The sequence below is a fragment of the Nocardia uniformis NBRC 13702 genome (assembly GCF_001613345.1).
GTDB classification, from domain to species: Bacteria; Actinomycetota; Actinomycetes; order Mycobacteriales; family Mycobacteriaceae; genus Nocardia; species Nocardia uniformis.
Map to the genome: position 1 here is coordinate 12,369 of NZ_BDCE01000093.1, position 23,068 is coordinate 35,436.

Consider the following 23,068-nt stretch of genomic DNA (forward strand, 5'->3'; position numbering starts at 1 on the left):
AGTCCTCATCGCAACAGCCGGCGTTGCCGGGAAATTTCGTACAGGGCCACCGCCGCGGCCGCGGGCGCGCCGAGCGGGCCCGCGTTCGAGACGCTGACCAGCTCATCGCACACCGGAGCCCAGGTCGAGCCGAGGGTTTCGGTCTCGTCACCGAGCACCAGAATGGTCGCGCCGCCGAAGTCCACTTCGTCTAGCGCCATCCCGCCGCGATCGTCACCGCCGACGATACGGGGGTCGAGGCCGCGGGCTTCCAGGGTGTCCCGGAAAGCCGACACCTGTGCCGGGCCGGGGACACGGAAAACCGGAATGGCGAACAGTGCGCCGTCGGAGGCGCGCACCGCCTGCGGATCGTAATGGTCTGCGCCGGAACCGGTCACGAATACCGCGGCCGCACCGAAGGCGGCCGCCGAGCGGATCACGGCACCGAGGCGCAGCGCCGACGCGGGCTGGTCGATCACCACCACCACCGGCAGGTCCTGCGGGCTGCCGGGTGCGAACTCCTCGAGTCCGGTGCGCTGCGAAACCGCGATGGCCACCAGCTCGGGCACCGATTCGGCGGGTTCGGCCAGCTCCGCCATGAGTTCGGGGACGAGCCCGACACTCGGTACTCCGCTGGTGTCGATGACCCGTCGCGCCCACTCCGATGGTTCGGGCGGACCCAGCCGGTAGACCAGAGTCTCCAGGGGCCAACCGGTTTCGAGAGCGCGGGCGATCGCGCGCTCGCCGTAGACGAGGAAACGACCGTCGCGGGCACGTCTGGCGCGATTGTTCAGATACGCCTGCCACACCGGGACCGAAGCGTTGCGAGTACTGCCGCGTTGCGTCACTACCGAACTCGTTCCTGTTCCTCGAGGAGGGCCAGCGTCGTCACCACCAACTGCGGATCGGCGCCATCCACCCAGTGCACCCGGGGGTCTCGGCGGAACCACGAGCGCTGTCGTCGAACATAGCGCCGGGTGCCGATGAGGGTGCGTTCACGGGCATGGTTCAGGTCGTATTCGTTGTCGAGGTACGCCAGGACTTGTGCGTACCCGATCGCCCGGCGCGCCGTAACCCCTTCGCGCAGACCGTGATCGAGTAGGCCGCGCACCTCGTCGACCAGCCCGGTCTCGAACATGTGCGCGGTGCGGAGCTCGATTCGGGCGTCCAGTCCGGCGGTTTCGCGGTCGACGCCGATAATGGTTGTCCCCCAGCGCGGTTCACCGATGGTCGGCGCCGACGCCGCGAAGGGTCGGCCGGTCAGCTCCACCACCTCCAGCGCGCGCACCATGCGGCGGCCGTCGGTGGGCAGGATGGTCGCCGCCGCCACCGGGTCGGCGGCGCGCAGGGCCTCGTGCACCGCGACCAGGCCCTGGTCCTCGAGCATCCGCTCCCATTTGGCGCGGATCTCGGTATCGGTCGCCGGGAAATCCCAATCGTCGAGCAGCGCTTGCACGTACATCATCGAACCGCCGACGATGACCGGGGTGTGGCCGCGCGCCATAATCGCTTCGACATCGGCGCGGGCGGCGGTCTGATAGGCGGCGACGGTGGCGGTCTCGGTGACGTCGAGGACATCGAGCTGATGGTGTGGGATGCCGCGCCGTTCGGCGGGCGGCAGTTTCGCGGTGCCGATATCCATGCCGCGATAGAGCTGCATGGCGTCGATATTGACGATCTCACCGTTCAGCCGCTGCGCCATATCCAGTGCCAGATCCGACTTCCCGGTGGCGGTGGGACCGACCACGGCGATCGGGTGGATCACCGCGAGTCTCCCGGCCGCCAGACGCTCACGTGATAGCCGACGCCGAAAGGCGCTGCCGCGTAGCTGGTCTCGACCAGCGGGTCGACCGGGTCGGCGGCGAAGAGGCCGGCGAGCGCCTGATAGGCCGGGCGACCCGCCACGCACAGCTGCTCGCAGAGTTCGGAATTCAATGCCGCGAGCCCCTCGCGGTCCCCCGCCGTGAGTGCCCGGTCGATCTCGGTCTGTACGGCTGTGGCGCGCTCGTCGAAGTAGCGCGGCGAGGCGGTGGACAGGGTTGCCGCCCCGTCGCCGACGACCAGTACGCCGGTCGGCGCGGCGTCGGAGTCGAGCTCCTCGCGCAGTCGGGCACCGAACTTCCGCGCCGCGTCGCCAGGGGTGTGCTCGGCGAGGAGCCGGGCCTGCGCGACCGTGTTCGGGGCGAGGATTCCGCGCAGCCAGCCACCGATCAGCACCGGCAGCGGCAAACTCGGATCGGCGCGGGTGCCATTGCCGAGCGCGGCGGCCGACAGCCCGACGGGCAGGTCGAGCCCGAACCCGCGAAAGGTGCCCACCGCCTCCGGACCGATATGCCGGTCGGTATCGGATACGCCGACGACGACCCACCGCTGCGCCCGCTCCGACAGCGCTTCGACAGCGTGGAAGACCGCCGCCCGAACCGCCGCCACCTGGCCGCCCTCCGCCACACCCGCCGCACCCCCCATTTCGGGCACCAGCACGGGCGGCGAGGGAACCAGGGCCGCAACACTGAACACGCCGTCAACCGTAGCGCTAACCCGCCACACCAGCCCCACCCCGCCCGCGCCGCCGCGCGGTGACGCGGCCCGCAAACGCACCATTTCACCACTCAGCCTGGTTGAATGGGGTCAAGCTAGAGGGATGACCAGGGCGTAACCAGGCAGCCGTGACGCGCGGCAGGGACGAGGAGCAATGACCGACAACAGCGGAAACGAGAAGGCTACCCAGCCGGAGTCGACCCCGACCCCGACCACTGCGCCTCGACCGGACGCGGTAGCCGCGAAACGACCGTCACCAGTCCCCGGACCCGCCGGCAACCGTCCCGGCGGCCCGGCCCGCAAACCCGGCACCGAAGCCCCCAAGCCGCATGCTGTGAAACCCGCTCCCGGACAGACGCATGCGCACCCGCATCCGATCGTGGTGCCCACCGTCAGTGATCCGAGCCAGTACGGCCGGGTCGACGAGGACGGCACCGCCTGGGTCAAAACCGCCGACGGCGAACGGGTCGTCGGCTCCTGGCAGGCCGGTGACGCCACCGAGGGCCTGGCCCACTTCGGCCGCCGCTTCGACAATCTGGCCACCGATGTCGTCCTGCTCGAGGAGCGCTTGGCCGCCGGTGCCGATGCCCGCAAGATCAAGGCCGATGCCGCCACGCTTGCCGAGTCGTTGCCGACAGCCGCTGTTATCGGCGATATCGACGGTTTGGCGAAGCGGCTGCGGGCGATTATCGAACACTCCGACGAGGCGGCCGCGCACGCCAAGGAGGAGAAGGAACGCGCCCGGCACGAACACACCGAACGCAAGGAAGCCCTGGCTGCCGAGGCCGAGCAGATCGCCGCCGAATCCACCCAGTGGAAGGTCGCGGGCGATCGGTTGCGGGAAATCCTGGACGAGTGGAAGACCATTCGCGGTGTGGACCGCAAGGTCGACGACGCGCTGTGGCGACGCTTCTCCAAGGCCCGCGAGGCGTTCAACCGCCGCCGCGGCGCGCACTTCGCCGAACTCGACCGCGAACGCGCCTCGGCCAAGACGTCCAAGGAAGAGCTGTGCGTCCGGGCCGAGGAACTGTCGACCTCCACCGACTGGGTGGGTACGGCCGCGGTATTCCGCGATCTGCTCACCGAGTGGAAGGCCGCCGGGCGCGCGCCACGCGAGGCCGACGAACAGCTGTGGAAGCGGTTCAAGGCCGCGCAGGACGTCTTCTTCGCCGCCCGTAATTCCGCCGCCAATGAACGCGATGCCGAATTCGAGCAGAACGCCACGGCCAAGGAAGAACTCCTGGCGGCCTACGAGCACATCGACCCGAACGCCGACCTCGATGCCGCCCGCGCCGCCCTGCGCGATCTGCAGGAGAAGTGGGACGGGATCGGCAAGGTGCCGCGCGAACGCATCCACGAGCTGGAAGGCCGACTGCGGGCCATCGAGAAGAAGGTCCGCGAGGCCGTCGACGCCCAGTGGAAGCGCAGCGATCCGGAGGCGATGGCGCGGGCGGCCCAGTTCCGCGAGCGCGTGACGCAATTCGAGGAGCAGGCGGCGAAGGCACAGGCCGCAGGGAAGACCCGCGACGCGGAAAAGGCACTGGAACAGGCGAAACAATGGCGGGAATGGGCGGAAGCGGCGGAGGGTGCGGTCAGTCAGCGCTGAGCGAGGACGTAACCGCACCTGACTTCGGTACCGAGCGGGTCGCACCCGACTCCGAGCTGGACGAGATCGAAGTCGGGTGGTGGCCCACCTTCGAGAAGACCCCGAACCGGCTCACGTTCGCCGGGCTATTCGTGCTGGGCGTGCTCGCTGGCATCGTGCTGACGATTGTCTGCATCTTCGTGATGATCTGGGTGCTGTGGCCCGTTGCGCTCCTGGTCGGGCCGATTGTCGCGCTGGTGATCTGGCTGCTCTTCGCCGCTTTCAACGTGCGCAGTGAAGAGCGGAATCCGACCAGGTTGTGGTTCCTGGCCGGATTCGGTGTCATCACTTGCTTCTTCGGTATCTGGACGACGCTCAGCTTGATCGGCTGGATGCTCGACTAGCTCACTTGTCGTCGTCGCCGGTGAGGAAGCGCCGGTCCGTGTCCTCCGCGGCGGCCGCGGCCTGGCGGCGGCGCTCTTCGGCCTCCAACTGGACGATGGTGCGGCTCCACACCACCCGGACCCAGTGGAAGGTGAGGACGATGGCGGCGATGACCGCCAGGATCAGGCCGATGCCCGGACCCGAGACCTCGTAACTACCGAGGCCGGGGGTCTGGCGGTGCCAGATGGAGAAGACACCGAAGACGGTGGATACGGCGGTGCCCGCCACCGCGATCCAAGCCAGGGCCCAGCGGCGGGTGACCAGCGCCAGCACCGAGAAGCCGATGCCGAAGACGACCACGAACCACTCGAAGATCCGCGACGGCAACCCGATATGTTCCTGCTGCGCGGCGGCATCGTAGAGCAGCACATCGAAGCCGCGGGCAGCACCGGCGTGCGGCAGTACCAGCGACAGCAGCAGCACGAACACCGCCCCGGCCACGACCAGGGCGCGCGCGCCCGGGTCGATCTCCCCGGCGATCTTGCGTTCCACCGCGTCGAGTTCGGAGCGGAATGCGTCGAAATCCTGGTCCTGCTCGGCTGACTTCATCGTCTCCTCGTTCGTCTCGGCTGAAAACTCTTGTGCCGCTGGATCATCGGGGCGGTCGCGATCGTCGTCGCGGCCGGAGTCAGCGGCACCCTTGCCATCGCTCATAGCGCGCCATTCTGTTCGATAGCGGAAGATTCCGACCTCGAGCGCGCCGGAAGGACGGGTGCCGACATCAGCGAAGGCGAGATCACGCCGAACAACCGCCGGTATCGCAGCCGCTCACGACCGGCTCGAGCGCGGGTGCGCCGAGACGCGGCAACCCCAGTCCGACGCCGATGGGCGCGGTCTTCGGGGTGATCCCGCGCTCGCTGGCGTCGCCCGCGCGGGTGCGGCGGTGATCGCGAACCTCGCTGTCGGCGATCAGGTGATGCGGAGCCGCCTCGGTGATATCGACGGTAATCAGGTCACCGGGCCGGATTTCGGTGCCGGGCACGGGATTCGCGGGCGGGCGGAAGTGCACCAGGCGGCCGTCGCGGGCGCGGCCGCTCATGCGGGCGGTGGTGGCGTTCTTCTTACCCGAACTGGTCTCGGCGACGAGCAGTTCCACCTCGGTACCGATCAGCGCCTGATTGGCTTCCAACGACACCTGCTCCTGCAGGGCGATGAGGCGCATATAGCGCTCCTGCACCACTTCCTTGGGCAGCTGGTCGGGCATATCCGCGGCGGGCGTGCCGGGGCGGATGGAGTACTGGAAGGTGTAGGCGCTGGTGAACCGCGCCTGCCGCACCACATCCAGGGTTTCCAGGAAGTCCTCCTCGGTCTCGCCGGGGAAGCCGACAATAATATCGGTGGTGATGGCCGCGTGCGGCATTGCCGCCCTGACCTTTTCGATAATGCCCAGGTACTTCGACTTCCGGTACGAGCGGCGCATGGCCTTGAGTACGCGGTCGGAACCCGACTGCAGCGGCATATGCAGTTGCGGGCAGACATTGGGGGTCTCGGCCATCGCCTCGATCACGTCATCGGTGAATTCGGCCGGATGCGGGGAGGTGAAGCGCACCCGTTCGAGGCCCTCGATCGCACCGCAGGCGCGCAGCAGTTTGGCGAAGGCGCCGCGGTCGCGCTCCTCGGTCGGATCGGCGAAGGAGACACCGTAGGAGTTGACGTTCTGGCCCAGCAGCGTCACCTCCAGCACGCCCTGATCGACCAGGGCCTGCACCTCGGCCAGCACATCACCGGGGCGGCGGTCGACCTCCTTGCCGCGCAGCGCGGGCACGATGCAGAAGGTGCAGGTGTTGTTGCATCCCACCGAGATGGACACCCACCCGGCGTAGGCGGATTCGCGCTTGGCGGGCAGCGTGGACGGGAAGGCTTCCAGGGATTCGATAATCTCGACCTGGGCTTCCCGATTGTGGCGGGCGCGCTCGAGCAGCACCGGCAACGAGCCGATGTTGTGGGTACCGAACACCACATCGACCCAGGGGGCCTTCTTCACGACCGTATCGCGATCCTTCTGGGCGAGGCACCCGCCGACGGCGATCTGCATACCGGGGCGCTCGGCCTTGATGGGCGCGAGATGGCCGAGGGTGCCGTAGAGCTTGTTATCGGCGTTCTCCCGGACCGCGCAGGTATTGAAGACGACCAGATCGGCGGTCGCACCGGCATCGGCCTTGACGTACCCGGCTTCCTCGAGCAGTCCCGAGAGGCGCTCGGAATCGTGCACATTCATCTGGCAGCCATGGGTGCGGACCTCATAGGTCCGCGCGCTCTCGAGGTCCACCGAGTCACGTGTCGAAACCTGCGCCAACGAATTCACCTGTCCAGGGTAAAGGCTGCCGATTTCGGTCGTCTCACCCCATGGGACTATGGGTGACCTGGCTCTCCGCCGTAGCCGGGACGTCAATCCCCGGTTACGGCGCGATGTCGAGTCGAGGCACAGTCTCGCTGCGGGGACCAAAGGCGAGCATTTCGGGCACGTTCCCTCTAAGGTCACTGGTCATGACCGACGCCGTCCCATCCCTCACCGAAGACGCGCCGATGATCTCGATGCGCACAGTGGACAAGCACTTCGGTGCCCTGCATGTGCTGCAGGACATCAACCTGGAGGTCCCGAAAGGGCAGGTCGTCATCGTGGTGGGGCCGTCCGGCTCCGGTAAGTCCACGCTCTGCCGCACCATCAATCGCCTCGAGACCATCGACTCCGGCACCATCGCCATCGACGGCGTGCAACTGCCCGCCGAGGGCCGGGCTCTCGCCAGGCTGCGCGCCGACGTGGGCATGGTGTTCCAAAGCTTCAATCTGTTCGCGCACAAGACCATCCTCGAAAACGTCATGCTCGCACCGGTGAAGGTGCGCGGTATCGATAAAACCAAGGCCCGCGCCCGCGCCATGGAACTGCTGGAGCGAGTCGGTATCGCCAATCAGGCCGATAAGTACCCGGCCCAGCTCTCCGGCGGCCAGCAGCAGCGCGTCGCCATTGCCCGCGCGCTCGCCATGAGCCCGAAGGTCATGCTGTTCGACGAGCCCACCTCCGCGCTCGACCCGGAAATGGTTTCCGAGGTGCTCGAAGTGATGGTGCAGCTGGCCAAGGACGGGATGACCATGGTCGTGGTCACCCACGAGATGGGCTTCGCGCGTAAGGCGGGCAATCGCGTGCTGTTCATGGACGAGGGCCGGATCGCCGAGGACACCGATCCCGACACGTTCTTCACGGCACCGAAATCCGAACGCGCCAAGGACTTCCTCGGCAAAATCCTCAGTCACTGACGCCACCCGTTTTCACTAGAGAGAAGGATTCGATGAGCTTCAAGAAGACGCTTCGGCTCGCCGCCGGGATGATCGCCATCGCGGTCGTCGCCAGCGGTTGTGGCGGTGGTGACGACAAGACCGCCACCGAGAACGCCGCCGACGGCAAGCTGACCATCGGCATCAAGTACGACCAGCCGGGTCTGGGACTGCGCAATAAGGACGGCTCGTTCAGTGGTTTCGACGTCGACGTCGCCACCTATGTGGCCGACAAGCTGGGCGTGAAGGCCGAGGACATCACCTTCAAGGAGGCGCCGTCCGCGCAGCGCGAAACCCTGATCGAGAACGGGCAGGTCGATTTCATCGCCGCCACCTACTCGATTACCGATAAGCGCAAGGAGAAGGTCGATTTCGCCGGACCGTACTACATTACCGGCCAGTCGCTGCTGGTGCGTTCGGACAACACCGATATCAACGGTGCCGAATCGCTGTCCGGTAATAAGAAGCTGTGCTCGGTGAAGGGCTCCACCCCCGCGCAGAACATCAAGGACCAGTACGCCAAGGATGTTCAGCTGCAGGAGTACGACACCTACTCGCTGTGTGTGGAGGCGTTGAAGGCCGGGGCCGTGGACGCGCTCACCACCGATGACGTCATTCTGCGCGGTTTCGCCGCACAGAACCCGGGCGCGCTGAAGGTTGTCGGCGAGCCGTTCACGGTCGAGAAGTACGGCATCGGCGTCAAGAAGGGCGATACCGAATCGCGCGACAAGATCAATGACGCCATCCAGGACATGATCACCAGTGGTGCGTGGGCCGCGGCGCTGGAGAAGAACTTCGGCGAGACCACCGGCTTCCAGGTTCCGGCCGCGCCGGAGATCGACCGGTACTGAGTTGACCCCGTGTGCCGGGCGGAGGCGACTCCGCCCGGCACACGACGTATTTCGGACGGAGGGATGCGTACGCCGTGTTCGACTTGATCTCTGATTATCAATCCCAGCTGCTCGACGCCTTCTGGGTGACCGTCAAACTGACCGTCCTCTCGGGAGTGCTGGCGCTGGTCCTGGGCACGATAATCGCCGCCATGCGAGTGTCGCCGGTGCCGATCGCGCGCTGGGTGGGCACGGCCTACGTCACCGTCTTCCGCAACACCCCGCTCACGCTGATCATTGTGTTCTGCTCGCTGGGCCTGTACTTCCAGCTGGGGATCACGCTCGCGGCCGAGGGAACGAATGATCTGGCGGAGAACAACTTTCGCTGGGCGGTAATCGGATTGGGTGTCTACACGGCGGCTTTCGTCTGCGAATCGCTGCGCTCGGGCATCAATACGGTGTCGCTGGGGCAGTCGGAGGCGGGACGTTCACTGGGGCTGACTTTCACCCAGAATCTGCGAATGGTGGTGTTGCCGCAGGCTTTCCGCGCGGTGATCGCACCACTGGGCAGCGTACTGATCGCCTTGACGAAGAACTCCACCGTCGCCGCCGCCATCGGTGTCGGCGAGGCCGCCTACCTGATGGCGGAGATGATCGAGATCGAATCCGCGACCCTGGTCATCGGCGCGATCTTCGCCTTCGGCTTCGTCATCCTGACCCTGCCCACCGGCCTGCTCTTCGGCTGGCTGGCCAAGCGATACGAGGTAGCCCGATGAGCGCCGTATCCGTTCTCTACGACGCCCCCGGCCCCAAGGCGCGGGTGCGCTACACGATCTACTCGATCGTGGTGGCCGCGGTGGTCCTCGGGCTCGCCTGGCTGGTCTTCCGTGGCCTCGACGCCAAGGGCCAGTGGGCCGGCGATAAGTGGGAACCGTTCCTGGAAGGGCAGATCTGGACCACCTATCTGCTGCCCGGTATCCGGGGCACCCTGGTGGCGGCCGTGCTGTCGATTACCTTCGCTCTGGTCATCGGCATGCTCTTCGGCATTCTGCGCATGTCGGAGCACCGCATCGTGCGGGTCGTCGCGGGCACCATCGTGGAATTCGCCCGCGCGATCCCGGTGCTGATCCTGATGATCTTCCTGTACGCGGTCTACTCGCAGTACAACGTCTTTCCGAGTACCCAGCTCGCACTCGCCGCGGTAGTGACGGCACTGACCATCTACAACGGCTCCGTTATCGCGGAGATCGTGCGCTCGGGCATCAAATCGCTGCCGAAGGGCCAGACCGAGGCCGCGGTCGCGCTGGGTATGCGCAAGTCCCAGGTGATGGCCGCGATCCTGCTGCCGCAGGCCATTACCGCCATGCTGCCCGCGCTGCTGTCGCAAATGGTGGTGGCACTGAAGGATTCGGCGCTCGGCTACCTCATCGGTTACGTCGAGGTGGTGCGCTCCGGCCAGCAGTTGGGTGCCTCCGAGCAGATCACCTTCCAGGCGCTGATCGTCATCGCCGCCATCATGATCGCCCTCAACTACTCGCTCACCTGGAGTGCGACCCGGCTGGAGCGCTGGCTGCGCACCCGCAAGCGCGGGGGGCGGACGGTCGTGGGCGCGGACAGCACATTGACCGCCACCCCGGGGATGGACCTCACCATCGGTAAGTAGGCAGCAGTGGGTGTCGAGCGCGCGGGGCCGGTCCTCGCGAGGACGAGCTGCGTGCGCTCGACATGCTCATCGGTATCTACCGGTCTCACCGACGGGCAGCCGGTAATTCGGCTCAGCGATAGGCCATTCGACCCCGCGGGCTAACGACACAGCGCGGCGGCGAGGCGGACGGCGACGTCGGTGGTGAGCGGATCTCGACTCACTGCCAGGCGGTACCAGAGCAGGCCGTAAGCCTGCTCGACGAGGAGTTCGAGGTCGGCATCGGGGAGTTCGCCGCGTGCCTGTCCGCGTTCGAGAATGCGATGTAGCGTCGCACGGCGATCGCGGGCGAATTCCGTGAGGAGGTCGGCGGTCTGCGAATCATGTTGCGCCTCGGCGAGAATCGCGCGCAGCAGCGGTGCGGCCGGTGGACCACTGACGGCAGCGAAGGTCGAGCCGAGGAATGTCGCCAGGTCGTCGAGTACTCGGCCGGTATCGGGTTCGGGGGCGCGCGTGCGTGCCCATTCGGCCATGGCGTCCAGGAGTACCGCGCCCTTCGAGGGCCACCAGCGGTAAATGGTCTGCTTGCTCACCCCCGCCGCCGCCGCGATCTGGTCCATGGTCGCGTGCACTCCCCCGGATTCAGCCAGTAGCTCGGTCACCGAGACCAGAATCGCTTCTCGCGCAGCTGGATTGCGGCGTCTGCCGGTATGCGGTCGTTGCGGGGACATTGGCACGATTCGAAGTCTACCGTTGACGGAACTGAGAGTCTCGACAACACTTGTAAGTACTACCAGTTCCGACAATGGAGTGTGATCATGACAACCACCGCAGCCAAACGCAGACGTGTCACCTGGTTCCATCGGCGCATCGCCAACCCACTCATGCGCTATGTCGCCGGGTATCTGCCGGGCAGTGCTCTACTCGAGACCACGGGGCGGCGAACGGGACTCCCCCGGCGCACCCCGGTCGGCGGACGAATCGTCGACGGGGCCTTCTGGATGGTCAGCGACCATGGGGTGGCTTCGAACTATGTCCGCAATATCCTGGCCGAACCCCGTGTGCGCGTGCGGATCAGGGCCCGATGGCAGGAGGGGACGGCGCAGCCGATGCCGGACGACAACGCCCGCGAGCGGCTGCGTAGCCTGCCGGTATTCAACAGCCTGCTGGTGCGGGCGCTCGGCACCGAATTGCTGACCGTACGCATCGACCTGCGGCCGTAGGCGAACTCGCCGGTGCGCCAGCCGATCGGCGCGACAGCCCGTGGCGCGAATGCCGCGACCCCGCCGAACCGGCGTCAACCCATCGCGTCGGTGCGCCCCGGTGTGTGGCTACCATCGCCGCCATGACCGGAGATATGACGCCCGACCAACTCGCCGACCGCACCGCACGCGCTCTCGACGCGGCCGTCACCGCGGGACGCAAGCTCGGGCTCACCGTGACCGAGCCGATTGTGCTCCACGATATGTTCTCCGTTGTCGTGCATCTAGCGCCCGCGCCCGTGGTGGTTCGGGTGCCGACGGTGCTGCCCGCCTATGTCGACGTGGATTTCCTCGCTGCGCGGCAGCGGGTGGAGCTCAATGTGGTGGCCTGGCTCGCCGGACAGGGACATCCGGTGATCGCGCCGAGTCCACTGGTGCCACGGGAACCGGTGGTGCGCAATGGCTTCTCGATGACGTTCTGGCAGCTCGTCGAGTTGGACAAGGGCATCGAGCCTGACTACGTACACAATTCGAGACTGGTCGCCGACCTGCACGTGGCGCTGCGCGACTATCCGGGTGAGCTGACTTTCCTGTCCACGGCCGAACCGAAGTTCGTCACCGACGGACTTGCCGTGTTGGAGAGACGTCCCGACCTGCTCGACCCGGCCGATCTCGATCGGGCACGACGCGAATGGGCGGTGCTGGAACCGGTCGTCGGTTCACGCGCGGGGTTCGAGGCGGCGTTCCCCGGAATCGACCTGCAACCGATCCATGGCGACGCGCCCGCCGCCAATATCGTCAACACGTCGGGCGGCGAGCTGTACTCCGACTTCGAACTGGTCACGCTCGGACCGGTCGAGTGGGATCTGGCGGCCTTCGGCCCCGAATGCGAGGCCGCCTACGACTCCGCCGCACGGCAGCGCGGGTTGCGGCCGCTCGACCAGCGCGTCATGCGGGTCATCAACGCGATCGGTATGTCGCGGGCGGTCGCATGCCTTGCGCTCGCACCGCAATTGCCGATGCTCGTGGAGGCGATGAAACCGGCCGTAGAGCACTGGCGCACACTGCCTTTCGCCGGCGGGCTGCGGGACTGACCGGCCGCCTCACCCTCGCGGACGGACCGGGAGATCGGCCATGCCGCGAATCAGCAGACTGTTCTGCCAGTGTGGGGTGAACGCCTGATCCGCCAGATCGAGGTCCGGGAAACGGTGCAGTAGTGCCGTGAAGGCGATCTCGGCTTCCAGACGGGCCAGTGGCGCGCCGACACAGAAGTGGATGCCGTGACCGAAGGCCACGTGACCGGAGGCGTTCGCGGTGATATCGAGGTGGTCGCCGCTGTCGTAGCGGGCGGGGTCGCGGTTGGCGGCCGCCAGGGCGATATAGACGAGTTCGCCCGCGGGAATATCGATCTCGCCGACGCGGATCGCTTCATCGGTGAAGCGGACGGTGGCCCAGCCGACCGGGCCGTCGTAACGCAGGAACTCCTCGATCGCGGCGGGTACACCGGCCGGATCGGCGCGCAGGGCCTGCCATTGAGATCTGTTGCGCAGCAACGCATAGGTGCCGTTGGCAATGAGATTGACGGTGGTTTCGTGCCCGGCGACGAGAAGCAGGAAGGCCATTGCCACCAATTCCTGCTCATCGAGCCGGTCGCCGTCTGCGGTGGTGTGTATCAGGCCCGAGAGCAGATCATCACCCGGCTGTGCCTGCTTGGCCGCCACCAGTTTGCGCAGATACTCCGACATTCCCACCGTGGCGGCACTGCGTGTCTCGAGGGCTTCACCGGAGCTGACCAGCACCCTGGTCCAGGCCTGGAAATCGTCGCGCTCGGCGAACGGCACACCGAGTAGTTCGCAGATCACGGTGACCGGTAGCGGGTTCGCGAAGGCCTGCATCAGGTCGACTTCATCGTGGACCGACATCTCGTCGAGCAGCCCGGCGGTGATCTCCTCTATGCGTGGCCGCAGCGCCGCCATGCGTCGGGGTGCGAAGGATTTGTTGACCATTTTCCGCAGCCGGGTGTGTTCGGGCGGATCGCTATTGAGCATATGGGAGGCCAGCGCCTGGGTAGTGGCATCGGTGAGTATGCGCGCGCTCTTGCGCTCGAAGAGGTGGTAGAGATCGGTGGAGTTCTTGCGCAGCCGGTGATCGGCCAGGGCCGCACGGCCCTCGACATGGCCGATGATCACCCAGCTGGGGATGCCGCCCGGGAATTGCACATGATGGACGGGGCCCTGCGCCCGCCATCGGTCGTAGTACTTGTGCGGGTCGGCGTGGAAATCATCCCCCACCAGTTCGATCGGTTTCGAAGCCTCGATGTCGACCATGCGATCACGCTACCGAAACCATTGCCGCGCCGCCGTTTTCGCAGCTGAGCGGACTCTCCCGGGACCGCTCGATGCCGCGAGCGGCTAGTGCGAGTCCGGCTCGGTCAGGTCCATATCCGCCCTGTCCGCCAGTTCGGCTTTCACCACGGTGAAGGCGGTCGACTGGTTGTAGCCGCGCCGGGCCAGCATGCCGACCAGTCGCCGCAGGATCTTCTCGCGGTCCAGATCTCGCGGGAGGGTACGGAGTTTGCGCCGGACCAGTTCGGCGGCGCGCTCGTACTCGTCGTCGTCGGTAATGGCGGCCAGTGCCGGTTCGGCGTCCTCGTCGGCCACGCCTTTGCGACGCAACTCCTGGATGAGTGCCCGTTTCCCCTTACCGGAGAAGGTGTGCCGCTGGTGCACCCACTGTTCGGCGAACGCGGCATCGTCGATGAGCCCGACCTCGGTGAGCCGATCGAGCGCACGGTTCGCGATCTCGACCGAAAACCCTCTGGCGGCAAGTCGATCCGCCAGTTCGGCGCGGCTGCGGGCGCGATCCCCGAGCAATCGCAGGCACACATCCTTGGCCTGAGCCTCGGTACCGCCGCCGGGCAACCCGCCGTCGGAGTCCTCCGCGCCCTCGCCTGACCGTCGCCGACCGCGGCCACGGCCACGCCCGCGCCGCTCGGACCCTCCGCTCGATTCTCCGAAAGAAGCCTCGTCGCCTGCGTCCGTTCGCCGTCCGCGACGCGCATACCGATCGGAGCTGTCGTCGAACTCAGCGGTATCGGGATCGAATCGCTCCCCGGCTTCAGTGCCCGAGGATTCGCCCATCCTGGAGTCGGTCCGCTCCCCCGTGTCAGAAGCGAACCCCCACTGGCCCGCACCGAGGCCGGCGGATTCCTCCGCGCCGAGGCCGGACCATTCATCCGCACCGGAGCCGAATCGCTCGTCGGTGTCAGAGCCGAACCGCCCCACCGGCCCGGAACCGAACCGCTCGCCCGCCTCGGGGCTGAACTCATCCGTTTCGGAGGGGGCTGGCGACGCTTCCTCCCGCCGCCGCCCCCATGACGAGTTCTGGCCAGCCTCAGCACGGCGCTCACCTCGTGCGGAACGGCGCTGTGTGCGACCCGGTTTTGTATTCGGATAATCCGCTTCGGCACGGGCGTACTCGCGGCCGCCGTAGGGGGCGGTGTCGACCGCTCCGGAGCCGGTGCCACGGCCCTGCGCGGACAGTTTGTCCAGCTGTCGGCGCAGCCGTTCGATGGCCTCCAGGCGGGTGTCACCCGACCCCGGCCGCTCGGGCCGGGAGTCGGGGGATTCCCGATATGTCATCGCAGGTTTCGTCCGAATCAGAAGTCGGCCGGAGCCGCCTCATCGGTCGCGGTGACGTCGGCACCGATACCGAGCTTCTCCTTGATCTTCTTCTCGATCTCATCGCGCACGTCGGTGTTCTCGAGCAGGAATTTACGGGCGTTCTCCTTGCCCTGGCCGAGCTGGTCACCCTCGTAGGTGTACCAGGAGCCGGACTTGCGGACGAAGCCGTGCTCGACACCCATATCGATGAGCGAGCCCTCCTTGGAGATGCCGTGGCCGTAGAGGATATCGAACTCTGCCTGCTTGAACGGCGGGCTGACCTTGTTCTTGACGACCTTGACGCGGGTGCGGTTACCGACCGCGTCGCTGCCGTCCTTGAGGGTCTCGATGCGGCGAACGTCGAGGCGGACCGAGGCGTAGAACTTCAGCGCCTTACCACCGGTGGTGGTCTCGGGCGAGCCGAACATGACGCCGATCTTCTCGCGCAGCTGGTTGATGAAGATGGCGGTGGTGCCGGAGTTGTTCAGCGCACCGGTCATCTTGCGCAGCGCCTGGCTCATCAGTCGGGCCTGCAGGCCGACGTGGCTGTCACCCATTTCGCCCTCGATCTCGGCGCGCGGCACCAGGGCGGCCACCGAGTCGATAACGATGATGTCGATGGCGCCGGAGCGCACCAGCATGTCGGCGATCTCGAGGGCCTGCTCACCGGTATCGGGCTGGGAGACCAGCAGGGCATCGGTATCGACGCCGAGCTTGCGGGCGTATTCGGGATCGAGCGCGTGCTCGGCGTCGATGAACGCCGCCACACCGCCGAGGGCCTGCGCATTGGCGACCGCGTGCAGGGCAACCGTGGTCTTACCGGAGGATTCCGGACCGTAGATCTCGACAACGCGACCACGCGGCAGACCACCGATACCGAGCGCGACATCCAGCGCGATGGAGCCCGTCGGAATCACCGAAATAGGCTGGCGCTGCTCCTCGCCCAGTCGCATGACCGCGCCCTTGCCGAAGCTCTTCTCGACCTGCGCCAACGCCAGGTCGAGTGCCTTGTCGCGATCAAATGCCTGTGGTGCCATCGTCTGGTCCCCTTCTCGATGGGTGAGTCTCAATCTGTGGTTGGCGCCCACGTTAGAGGGCGGCACCGACAAGTTCCGCCCCGAGCTTAGACGAACAGGTGTTCGATGCAATCAACACGCCCCGCGACACGCAGAACCAACCCGGCAAACGCGTCCGTCACCATCCCGGACTGATCCGGTCGCCGCCCACGAGCGTCTGCGCCTGCTTGAAGACGCGCAGCGCCGAGGTCACCTCCACATCGGTAATGCCGTCGAGCCCACCGAGCCGCTCGGTGAGGTAGCGATACAGGTGCGCGGTGTCGCGGCAGGTGAGGGCGACCACCAGATTGGTGGGGCCGGTGGTCGCCGCGACGAAGGCGACCTCCGGATGGGTGGCGATGGCCCGGCCCACCGTTTCCAGATCGGCGGGCCGGGTGCGCAGCCACAGCGCCGCGCGGGTGGTGTAGCCCATGCGGGTCAGCGCGAAATCGAGATCGAAGTACAGCACCCCGGAGAACACCAGTTCGGCCATCCGACGTGCCACACGCGTTGCGCTCCAACCGGTTTCGTCGGCGATCTGCGCGTACGGCGCACGGCCGTCGCGAGCCAGCATCGCCAACATGATCTCGTCGGCGCGGGAAAGCTCCGGCGGCGTATCGGCACCGGCCATATCCTGCCAGGAGCGACGGGTACCCAACTCGCGCAACTGATCCGCCGTGAACAGACCGCTCCAGCGCGGCCATTCCTCGTCGAGCTCGAAACGGTGCATCACCTCGTGCGCGATCAGGCCGGTGACCTGTCGAGCGCGCGGAATCACATTCAGCAGCAGTGCGTCTCGGCGCTCCATGGTCCGCGGGTGGCTGACACACAGCACCTCCGAACCCGTCGACAGCAATGACACCCAGCTCAAATCCACCTGCCGCGCCAGCGATTCCGCGAGCCGGACCGCACCGTCGGGGGTGGATCGAATGCGCAATACGAAACGGGCATGCCCGAGCGGAACAATATTGACCTGCCCGGAGACATGAACCATGCCGCGCTCGCGCAGTGACCGATACCGTCTCGCCACGGTCTGTTCCGAGACATCGAGAATCGCGCCCAGCTTGGCGAATGGAATACGAGCATCGACCGTCAGCGCATGCACGATCTGCTTGTCGAGCGTATCGAGAATGGAGGAATCCTCCGGCACAGCATCCAACACAGGAGGAATCTAGCGCGAAAAGTCCTCCAGATATGAAGAAGCCAGCGCCCATCACAGTCTTGACGGCGAAACCGTTCGACTCTGGAGGTTGCTGTGCGGAAATGGTTCCCCTTACTCGCCGCGTGCCTGGGCACGCTGATACTGCTCATCGACGTCACCATCGTCACCGTGGCGCTGCCCGATATCGCCGCGGATCTCGAGACCGGCCTATCCGGATTGCAGTGGGTGGTGGACGGATACGCGCTGGCACTGGCGGCGCTGCTACTGGTGTTCGGCGCGCTCGCCGACCGACTGGGCGCGAAATACCTCTATCTCACCGGGCTGGCGGTGTTCGCCGTGGCATCCCTGGCATGCGGCATCGCCGGATCGGTGACGATTCTCATTGCGGCGCGCGCGATTCAGGGGCTAGGCGGCGCGGCGATGTTCGCGACCACACTGTCGCTGCTGCACGCCACCTATACCGGTCGCGATCGCGGAATCGCCTTCGGCGCGTGGGGCGCTGTGGCCGGTGCCGCGGCCGGACTCGGCATGGTGCTCGGTGGAGTCCTCACCGATCTGCTGTCGTGGCGGTGGATCTTCCTGGTGAATCTGCCGATCGCGGCGGTAGCGATCATCATGTCCGCCATGGTGTTCCCGGCGTCACGTCGGCAGCCGGCACGCGGTGTGGACGTGCCCGGCATGGTGGCGTTCGCGATCGCGGCGACGGCCCTGGTATTCGGGATCATTCGCGGTGGTGAGCATGGGTGGACCGATACCGTCGCTGTCCTGGCACTCTTGGTGGGCGTACTGGCGACAGCGCTCTTCGCGCAGATCGAATCCCGCAGCACCGCACCGATATTCCCCCTGGCTCTGCTGCGAAACCGATTTTTCGGCGCGACCCTGATCGGCGCGGCCGGGCAGACCTTCGCCGGATTCGCGAGCGCACCACTGCTCTCACTGTGGCTGCAGCAGCAGTTGCACCTCTCCCCGCTGCGCGCCGGCCTGGCCATGCTGCCGATGGCGGCGGCCGCGTTCCTGGTGTCCGGAGTTCTCGGTCGGCACCTGCACGCGCTCGCCCCACGCTGGTCGATCGGTGCGAGCCTGGTGCTGATAGGGGTTGGTACCGGACTGCTCACCCTTATCAGTGTCGAATCGTCGTGGGTGGCACTGATTCCCGGGTTCCTCGTGATCGGCGTGGGTGTGGGCGTCAGTTCACCGGCACTGGTGGCGGTCGGAATGGCCGCAGTGCCACCGCAGCAGAGTGGGACGGCGGCCGGTGCGGTGAATACGGCGCGGCAATTGGGGCTGGCGATGGGAGTCGCGGTGTTGGGCAGCGTATTCCACCGGGTGGGCGGTGCCGATCATGCGGTGGACCTGGCGAGCTTCATCGACGGCCTGAACGCGGCGTGCCTGGTGGCGAGCGTGGTAGGTGTGGTGCTAGGACTACTGGCTTTCGCGCTGTTCCAGCGCCGCACACCAGCCACATCGACCGACATCAGCGACGCCGTGCTCGTCGGGTAGTCGCCTTACGGAGAAGGCTGTCCCGCCATGGCGTGCCGTGGCGGGACGTCGCCGCCCTGCTATGTCCCAGCCCTACCGGATCGGCAGTAGCGCGTCCGCTTCCTCCGACCCACGTGGGCCGAAGATGCGCCGTTCGGATTCGGCGATGTCGGTGTCGTTGATGCTGGCCTCGCGGCGCGACATCAGGCCTTCGGGGGAGAACTCCCACAGTTCGTTGCCGTAGCTGCGGTGCCACTGGTTGTTCTCGTCGTGCCACTCGTACTGGAAGCGGACGGCGATGCGGTTGTCGGTGAAGCTCCAGAGTTCCTTGCGCAGGGCGTAGCCGTTCTCGGTGGCCCACTTGCGCTTCAGGAAGTCCACGATCTCGGCGCGGCCGGTCAGGAATTCATCGCGATTGCGCCATACCGAATCCTCGGTGTAGGCCTGGGCGACCTTTTCGGGATCGCGGGTGTTCCAAGCGTTTTCGGCGGCGCGCACCTTGGTCTTCGCCGACTCCAGGTCGAACGGGGGCAGTGGGGGTCGCATGGCGGATCCTTTCGGGAGAAGGTTCAGGGGTTCACGGGGGACAGTTCGGATGCGCCCCAGCGCAGTGGGCTCGCATTGGTCATCTCGACGACCTCGGCAATGGCGAAGTCGACTGTGGCTTGCGCACCTGAAGCGAAGGTTGTTTCGTCCCAGGTTATTTCGGCGGTGCCGGTGAGTTGCAGGGTCGACCCGGTGCGCCAGTTCGGGATCAGCAATCCGCAGCGCGGGTCGGCGGCGATATTGCCGAGGGTCATGAACATGGAGTTGCCGCGGTAGTCGGGCCAGCGCAGGTGAGTGGGGGAAAGTACCTGTAGGAAGCCTGGATTACCGCCGCGGTGAGAAGCGTCGGCATTGCCGTCCCGGTCTGCGGAGGCGATGAAGAAGGTGTCGGAGGCCGTGACCGTCTCCCGCTGGACGGGGTCGAGTTGCGCGGATCTGCGCACCGAAACCTGTGTGCCGCCGCTCCACTCGTCGATACTGCGACGGGTGATGTATTTCGGGCAGTTGGAGTACACCTGCTCGGTGGTGACACGCAGGCCGGTCGCGGTCGGCTCGGCAATACCGTTGGCGCGCATGCGGCGACGGCGTTGAGGTTGCAGCGCGATCATGCCGATGTGCTTGGTCGAACGCAGGGCTTCGGCGAGTGGGTCGCCGGGTGCGGGCACCGCGTCCACGACAATGGCTCGGTCGGCGGTGGCGCGGGCGAATCCGGCCGGGCCGACCAACTGGCTGGCCCAGAGATTTCCCGTATCGTCCGCGGCGGCGATCACGATCATCGGCTGTTCGGCGAGAAATGCCGCCGCGGTGTGCGGAATGTCGGCACGAATCATGCGTCCGACGTGCTGGGCGATATCGGCCTGTCCCATGCGCTGCTGGACGGCCAGTTCACCGGGGTGGTAGCTGACGGTCATCGGATCCTCCGGAACGAATCTATGGAACGCGCTGCGGCTCAGAAGAATCCGCAGGTCGGCGCGGAACCGCCGGGGGCAGGGGCAGACTCGGCACCACTCGGGGCGTAGACCTCCAACCGGATCCCGTCGGGATCGGCGAAGAAGATGCCGCCGGAGGCCGCGCCCTCACCGTGGGCAACGACGCCGTCATGAGCGAAGGTCACCTCGAGTTCCTTCAGTACCGATTCGACCGCCCGCACCTGGTCGATGGTCTCGACCTGGAACGAGAGGTGATGCAGACCGGGAGTTTCGGCGGAGAACTCGCCATCGCTCTGCTGCCACAGCGTCAGCTGGAGCTGACCGTCGGAGCCGAGGAAGGCGAAGCGCTGCGCGCCGCCGGTGCTGGCACCGAGCTGCTCGAAGCCGAGAGCGCGGCGGTAGAAGTCCACCGAACGGGTGAGGTCGGTGACGTTCAGACCGATGTGACCGGTGGCGAGCTGGGGTGCGGTGACGGTGGTCATGAGATCCTCCCGGGAAGTTCTAACTGGTGCATTTTGTTTTACCGGTTAGAACATAGAATGAGCGCGAACCCACTGTCAACCCCCATCGGAAAGTTGAGTGGTTAGAATGGCAGTGCCTCAGCTGAATCCTCCAGGGAGCTGGTTAACCTCAGATATGCCCGTTCCACGTCCCCACCTCGGCGAACCACTCGCAATAGACCTGCTCAACACCCGTTGGGCGGGCGCGGACGGCATCGAGGACCTGCTCACCGACGTGGCGGGCCTGCGGCAATGGCTCGCCGACAATGACCTCACCGACCGCTGCGTCGCCGACGAGGCGACCCGTCAGGCTGTCATCGACAGCCGCGAAGCGGTTCTGCGCGCGATCCGCGGCGAAGGCGTCGACGACCTCAACCGGGTCCTCGAGCACGGCCGCATCCGCCGCACGCTCACCGCGACCGGCCCCGCCGACGAAGTGGAAGTACCGCGACCGGAGTGGCTACCGGCTTGGTTGGCCGCCGACAACCTGCTGCACCTGATCGACACCCCCGACCGCATCAAACAATGCGCGCACCCGCACTGCGTGCTCTGGTTCTACGACACGTCGAAGAACGGCGCACGCCGCTGGCACTCCATGGCGACCTGCGGCAATCGGGTCAAAGCTACCCGCCACTACGCCAAGAAGATCAGCGATCCGGCCGACGACTGATCGAACTACCAGCGCGCCTTGGGCACATCGAATTCCGTGCACAGCGCGCGCCAGACATCGCGGGGGTCAGCACCGTCGGCAATCGCCTGGGCTCCCGTGCGCCCCCACGCGGGCAGTACATGATCACTCAGCAGCGCATCACCACGCGCCGCGCCGAATTCGGTGTACAACAGCTCCTGGAACTCCGTCAACCGCACGGCCGCGAGCCTACGCCAGCGCGAATCCGCCGAAACGACCACCGCACCGCCACCCCGCGCCCCCATGCGACACGCGCACCGCGCTACTCGACGCGCCCGCGGATCGCGCGTCAGCGACACCGGTGCGGACATGCGCGAATACTGTGACCACCCCGGAAGGTCCGTGGGCGGCGCCGCTACGCGCGCACTCCCTCGAGCACCTCATGGCAGACCCGCACCGGATCGGAGACCACGCCCGCGTCGGCGGCGGCCTTACGAGCGGCGGCGGTAAACGAGGGACTGTCGAGCACCTGCCGTACGGCGGAGCGAACCGATTCCGCCGTCAGCGGACGCACCAGCACCGAACTACCTTGACGGACAGCACGATTGGCCAGCTCCCACTGATCTCCGCCGCCGGGGACGGTGACGACCGGCACTCCGGCGAGCAGCGATTTGGCCAGCAGACCATGTCCGCCACCACCGACGACAACCGCGGCGTGACGCAGGATCTCGTCCTGCCGCCCCAAACCAGCGGTGGCCCAGGGCGGCAGGTTCGCGGGCGGGGTGTCGAGCATGGAGATCGCCACGCGGACACCCGTACCGTCGAGCGCTTCCAGCACGGTTTCGGCCATACCGGTCACACCGGTGTGCGCGGTGGAGGGGGCGACCATGACCAGCGGTTCATCACCGGCCGGCAGGTCGAGAATATGGTGGGTCGGCTCCCACAGCAGCGGGCCGACCAAGTGGGCGTTCTCCGGCCAGTCCGGGCGCAGCACCTCCAGGGCGGGCAGTGTGGCAATGAGTCGAGCCGCGGGCCCCGGATCCTGCGGCGGCAGACCGACACTCACCCGTGCCCGCGTCCGCTGCTCCTCCCCCTGTCGAATATTGCGCGCGGTCATGGTGCGCAGCACCGCATCCCGGGCCCGCCCCCGCATACCCTCGCCCGGCGCCAACCCGCTCCCGATGGGCGGCAATGCCTTCGACGGCTGATACAGCGGATGCGGCGACAACTCCACCCACGGCACCTTCAACCGCTCGGCCGCCATCCCCCCACCGGCGGTCAGCACATCCGACACCACCAGTTCCGGCAGCATGGCCCCCAGATCCGGCAGAATCTCACTCGAAATATGCGCCGCCCGTTCATGAATCCGCTGCCCCGCATCGCCATCGTCATCATCGACCCGAGGCGCGAGCCCCCGCAGCCGCCGCACCCCGATCCCGGCCGCCATGGCGATATCGAACCACCGGGGCCCGGTGAACAAGACCGGCTCATCACCTGCCGCCAGAAACCGCGAACACAATGCGATCGCCGGGAACGCATGCCCCGGATCCGGTCCGGCCACCACCGCTACTCGCACGCGCCCAGCCTGCCACATCCGAGGTCGAACGTCCGGGC

At 66.7% G+C, this 23,068-nt stretch carries 25 protein-coding genes; 10 read left to right on the forward strand and 15 right to left on the reverse strand.

Features of this window, described 5'->3' with window-relative positions; genetic code table 11:
* Positions 1-5: 5 nt before the first annotated feature.
* From NU1_RS34055 to NU1_RS34065, 3 genes are read right to left on the reverse strand one after another with little or no spacing between them, the layout of a single operon-like run.
* The gene (locus NU1_RS34055) at positions 6-827 is read right to left on the reverse strand and encodes a TrmH family RNA methyltransferase (protein ID WP_067527902.1); all 822 of its coding nucleotides are present in this window, start codon (positions 825-827) and stop codon (positions 6-8) included.
* Positions 827-1,744 carry a tRNA (adenosine(37)-N6)-dimethylallyltransferase MiaA gene (miaA, locus tag NU1_RS34060; RefSeq protein ID WP_067527904.1) on the reverse strand — a complete coding sequence of 306 codons (918 nt, stop codon included), beginning with the start codon at positions 1,742-1,744 and terminating at the stop codon, positions 827-829. Before miaA ends, NU1_RS34055 begins: the two co-directional genes overlap by 1 nt.
* Positions 1,741-2,496, reverse strand: a complete 756-nt coding sequence (locus NU1_RS34065; RefSeq protein WP_067528053.1) for a class III extradiol ring-cleavage dioxygenase family protein — start codon at positions 2,494-2,496, stop codon at positions 1,741-1,743. The genes miaA and NU1_RS34065 overlap by 4 nt, the downstream gene beginning before the upstream one ends.
* 175 nt (positions 2,497-2,671) lie before the next feature.
* Between NU1_RS34065 and NU1_RS34070 the strand changes: the two genes are divergently transcribed.
* On the forward strand, positions 2,672-4,123 hold the full coding sequence (locus tag NU1_RS34070; RefSeq protein ID WP_067527905.1) for a DUF349 domain-containing protein: 1,452 nt from the start codon (positions 2,672-2,674) through the stop codon (positions 4,121-4,123).
* The gene (locus NU1_RS34075) at positions 4,084-4,506 is read left to right on the forward strand and encodes a CobD/CbiB family protein (RefSeq protein ID WP_067527907.1); all 423 of its coding nucleotides are present in this window, start codon (positions 4,084-4,086) and stop codon (positions 4,504-4,506) included. The genes NU1_RS34070 and NU1_RS34075 overlap by 40 nt, the downstream gene beginning before the upstream one ends.
* Position 4,507: 1 nt before the next feature.
* On the opposite strand, the gene NU1_RS34080 is transcribed toward NU1_RS34075, so the two are convergent.
* Positions 4,508-5,095 carry an Rv2732c family membrane protein gene (locus NU1_RS34080; RefSeq protein ID WP_067528055.1) on the reverse strand — a complete coding sequence of 196 codons (588 nt, stop codon included), beginning with the start codon at positions 5,093-5,095 and terminating at the stop codon, positions 4,508-4,510.
* A 187-nt stretch (positions 5,096-5,282) separates the two neighbouring features.
* Positions 5,283-6,815: a tRNA (N6-isopentenyl adenosine(37)-C2)-methylthiotransferase MiaB gene (miaB, locus tag NU1_RS34085; protein ID WP_281221285.1), complete on the reverse strand. Its 1,533-nt coding sequence runs from the start codon at positions 6,813-6,815 to the stop codon at positions 5,283-5,285.
* Positions 6,816-7,072: 257 nt separating this feature from the next.
* Between miaB and NU1_RS34090 the strand changes: the two genes are divergently transcribed.
* The 4 genes from NU1_RS34090 to NU1_RS34105 all read left to right on the forward strand — a co-directional run bounded on the left by NU1_RS34090 (position 7,073) and on the right by NU1_RS34105 (position 10,312).
* Positions 7,073-7,801: an amino acid ABC transporter ATP-binding protein gene (locus NU1_RS34090; RefSeq protein WP_067528059.1), complete on the forward strand. Its 729-nt coding sequence runs from the start codon at positions 7,073-7,075 to the stop codon at positions 7,799-7,801.
* 32 nt (positions 7,802-7,833) lie between these two features.
* Complete coding sequence (locus tag NU1_RS34095) at positions 7,834-8,670, forward strand: glutamate ABC transporter substrate-binding protein (protein WP_067527909.1); 837 nt, start codon at positions 7,834-7,836, stop codon at positions 8,668-8,670.
* Positions 8,671-8,744: 74 nt separating this feature from the next.
* On the forward strand, positions 8,745-9,425 hold the full coding sequence (locus NU1_RS34100; protein ID WP_067527911.1) for an amino acid ABC transporter permease: 681 nt from the start codon (positions 8,745-8,747) through the stop codon (positions 9,423-9,425).
* Complete coding sequence (locus NU1_RS34105) at positions 9,422-10,312, forward strand: amino acid ABC transporter permease (RefSeq protein WP_067527913.1); 891 nt, start codon at positions 9,422-9,424, stop codon at positions 10,310-10,312. The genes NU1_RS34100 and NU1_RS34105 overlap by 4 nt, the downstream gene beginning before the upstream one ends.
* A 140-nt stretch (positions 10,313-10,452) precedes the next feature.
* Here NU1_RS34105 and NU1_RS34110 read toward each other — a convergent pair whose 3' ends face one another.
* A complete protein-coding gene (locus NU1_RS34110; protein ID WP_169815183.1) occupies positions 10,453-10,953 on the reverse strand; it encodes a TetR/AcrR family transcriptional regulator in 501 nt (166 codons plus the stop codon).
* 156 nt (positions 10,954-11,109) lie between these two features.
* Between NU1_RS34110 and NU1_RS34115 the strand changes: the two genes are divergently transcribed.
* Positions 11,110-11,514 carry a nitroreductase/quinone reductase family protein gene (locus NU1_RS34115; protein WP_067527918.1) on the forward strand — a complete coding sequence of 135 codons (405 nt, stop codon included), beginning with the start codon at positions 11,110-11,112 and terminating at the stop codon, positions 11,512-11,514.
* Between the two features lie 122 nt (positions 11,515-11,636).
* Positions 11,637-12,587: a phosphotransferase family protein gene (locus NU1_RS34120; RefSeq protein ID WP_067528061.1), complete on the forward strand. Its 951-nt coding sequence runs from the start codon at positions 11,637-11,639 to the stop codon at positions 12,585-12,587.
* Positions 12,588-12,596: 9 nt separating this feature from the next.
* Here the strand turns inward: NU1_RS34120 and NU1_RS34125 are convergent, their stop codons facing one another.
* From NU1_RS34125 to NU1_RS34140, 4 genes are all read right to left on the reverse strand, one after another.
* Positions 12,597-13,820 carry a cytochrome P450 family protein gene (locus NU1_RS34125; protein WP_067527920.1) on the reverse strand — a complete coding sequence of 408 codons (1,224 nt, stop codon included), beginning with the start codon at positions 13,818-13,820 and terminating at the stop codon, positions 12,597-12,599.
* Positions 13,821-13,904: 84 nt separating this feature from the next.
* Positions 13,905-14,633, reverse strand: a complete 729-nt coding sequence (recX, locus tag NU1_RS34130; protein ID WP_084522080.1) for a recombination regulator RecX — start codon at positions 14,631-14,633, stop codon at positions 13,905-13,907.
* Positions 14,634-15,151: 518 nt separating this feature from the next.
* Positions 15,152-16,192, reverse strand: coding sequence for a recombinase RecA (gene recA, locus NU1_RS34135; RefSeq protein WP_067527922.1), 1,041 nt, complete (start codon positions 16,190-16,192; stop codon positions 15,152-15,154).
* 157 nt (positions 16,193-16,349) lie between these two features.
* Positions 16,350-17,372, reverse strand: a complete 1,023-nt coding sequence (locus NU1_RS34140; RefSeq protein WP_067527924.1) for an Lrp/AsnC family transcriptional regulator — start codon at positions 17,370-17,372, stop codon at positions 16,350-16,352.
* Positions 17,373-17,465: 93 nt separating this feature from the next.
* Between NU1_RS34140 and NU1_RS34145 the strand changes: the two genes are divergently transcribed.
* Positions 17,466-18,872, forward strand: a complete 1,407-nt coding sequence (locus NU1_RS34145) for an MFS transporter (protein ID WP_067527926.1) — start codon at positions 17,466-17,468, stop codon at positions 18,870-18,872.
* 72 nt (positions 18,873-18,944) lie between these two features.
* Here the strand turns inward: NU1_RS34145 and NU1_RS34150 are convergent, their stop codons facing one another.
* The 3 genes from NU1_RS34150 to NU1_RS34160 are packed head-to-tail and all read right to left on the reverse strand — an operon-like array spanning position 18,945 to position 20,808.
* Positions 18,945-19,397: a nuclear transport factor 2 family protein gene (locus NU1_RS34150; RefSeq protein ID WP_067527928.1), complete on the reverse strand. Its 453-nt coding sequence runs from the start codon at positions 19,395-19,397 to the stop codon at positions 18,945-18,947.
* 23 nt (positions 19,398-19,420) lie between these two features.
* Positions 19,421-20,308 (reverse strand): pyridoxamine 5'-phosphate oxidase family protein, encoded by an 888-nt coding sequence (locus NU1_RS34155; RefSeq protein ID WP_067527930.1) that lies wholly within the window; start codon positions 20,306-20,308, stop codon positions 19,421-19,423.
* A 38-nt stretch (positions 20,309-20,346) separates the two neighbouring features.
* Positions 20,347-20,808 carry a VOC family protein gene (locus NU1_RS34160; RefSeq protein WP_067527932.1) on the reverse strand — a complete coding sequence of 154 codons (462 nt, stop codon included), beginning with the start codon at positions 20,806-20,808 and terminating at the stop codon, positions 20,347-20,349.
* A gap of 154 nt (positions 20,809-20,962) precedes the next feature.
* On the opposite strand from NU1_RS34160, the gene NU1_RS34165 reads away from it, so the two are divergent.
* Positions 20,963-21,496 carry a CGNR zinc finger domain-containing protein gene (locus NU1_RS34165; protein WP_067527934.1) on the forward strand — a complete coding sequence of 178 codons (534 nt, stop codon included), beginning with the start codon at positions 20,963-20,965 and terminating at the stop codon, positions 21,494-21,496.
* Between the two features lie 5 nt (positions 21,497-21,501).
* Here NU1_RS34165 and NU1_RS44495 read toward each other — a convergent pair whose 3' ends face one another.
* Together NU1_RS44495 and NU1_RS34175 are read right to left on the reverse strand one after the other, a co-directional pair.
* Positions 21,502-21,693 carry a DUF3046 domain-containing protein gene (locus tag NU1_RS44495; protein ID WP_067528065.1) on the reverse strand — a complete coding sequence of 64 codons (192 nt, stop codon included), beginning with the start codon at positions 21,691-21,693 and terminating at the stop codon, positions 21,502-21,504.
* A 176-nt stretch (positions 21,694-21,869) separates the two neighbouring features.
* A complete protein-coding gene (locus NU1_RS34175) occupies positions 21,870-23,030 on the reverse strand; it encodes a glycosyltransferase (protein WP_218027874.1) in 1,161 nt (386 codons plus the stop codon).
* Positions 23,031-23,068: the final 38 nt, after the last annotated feature.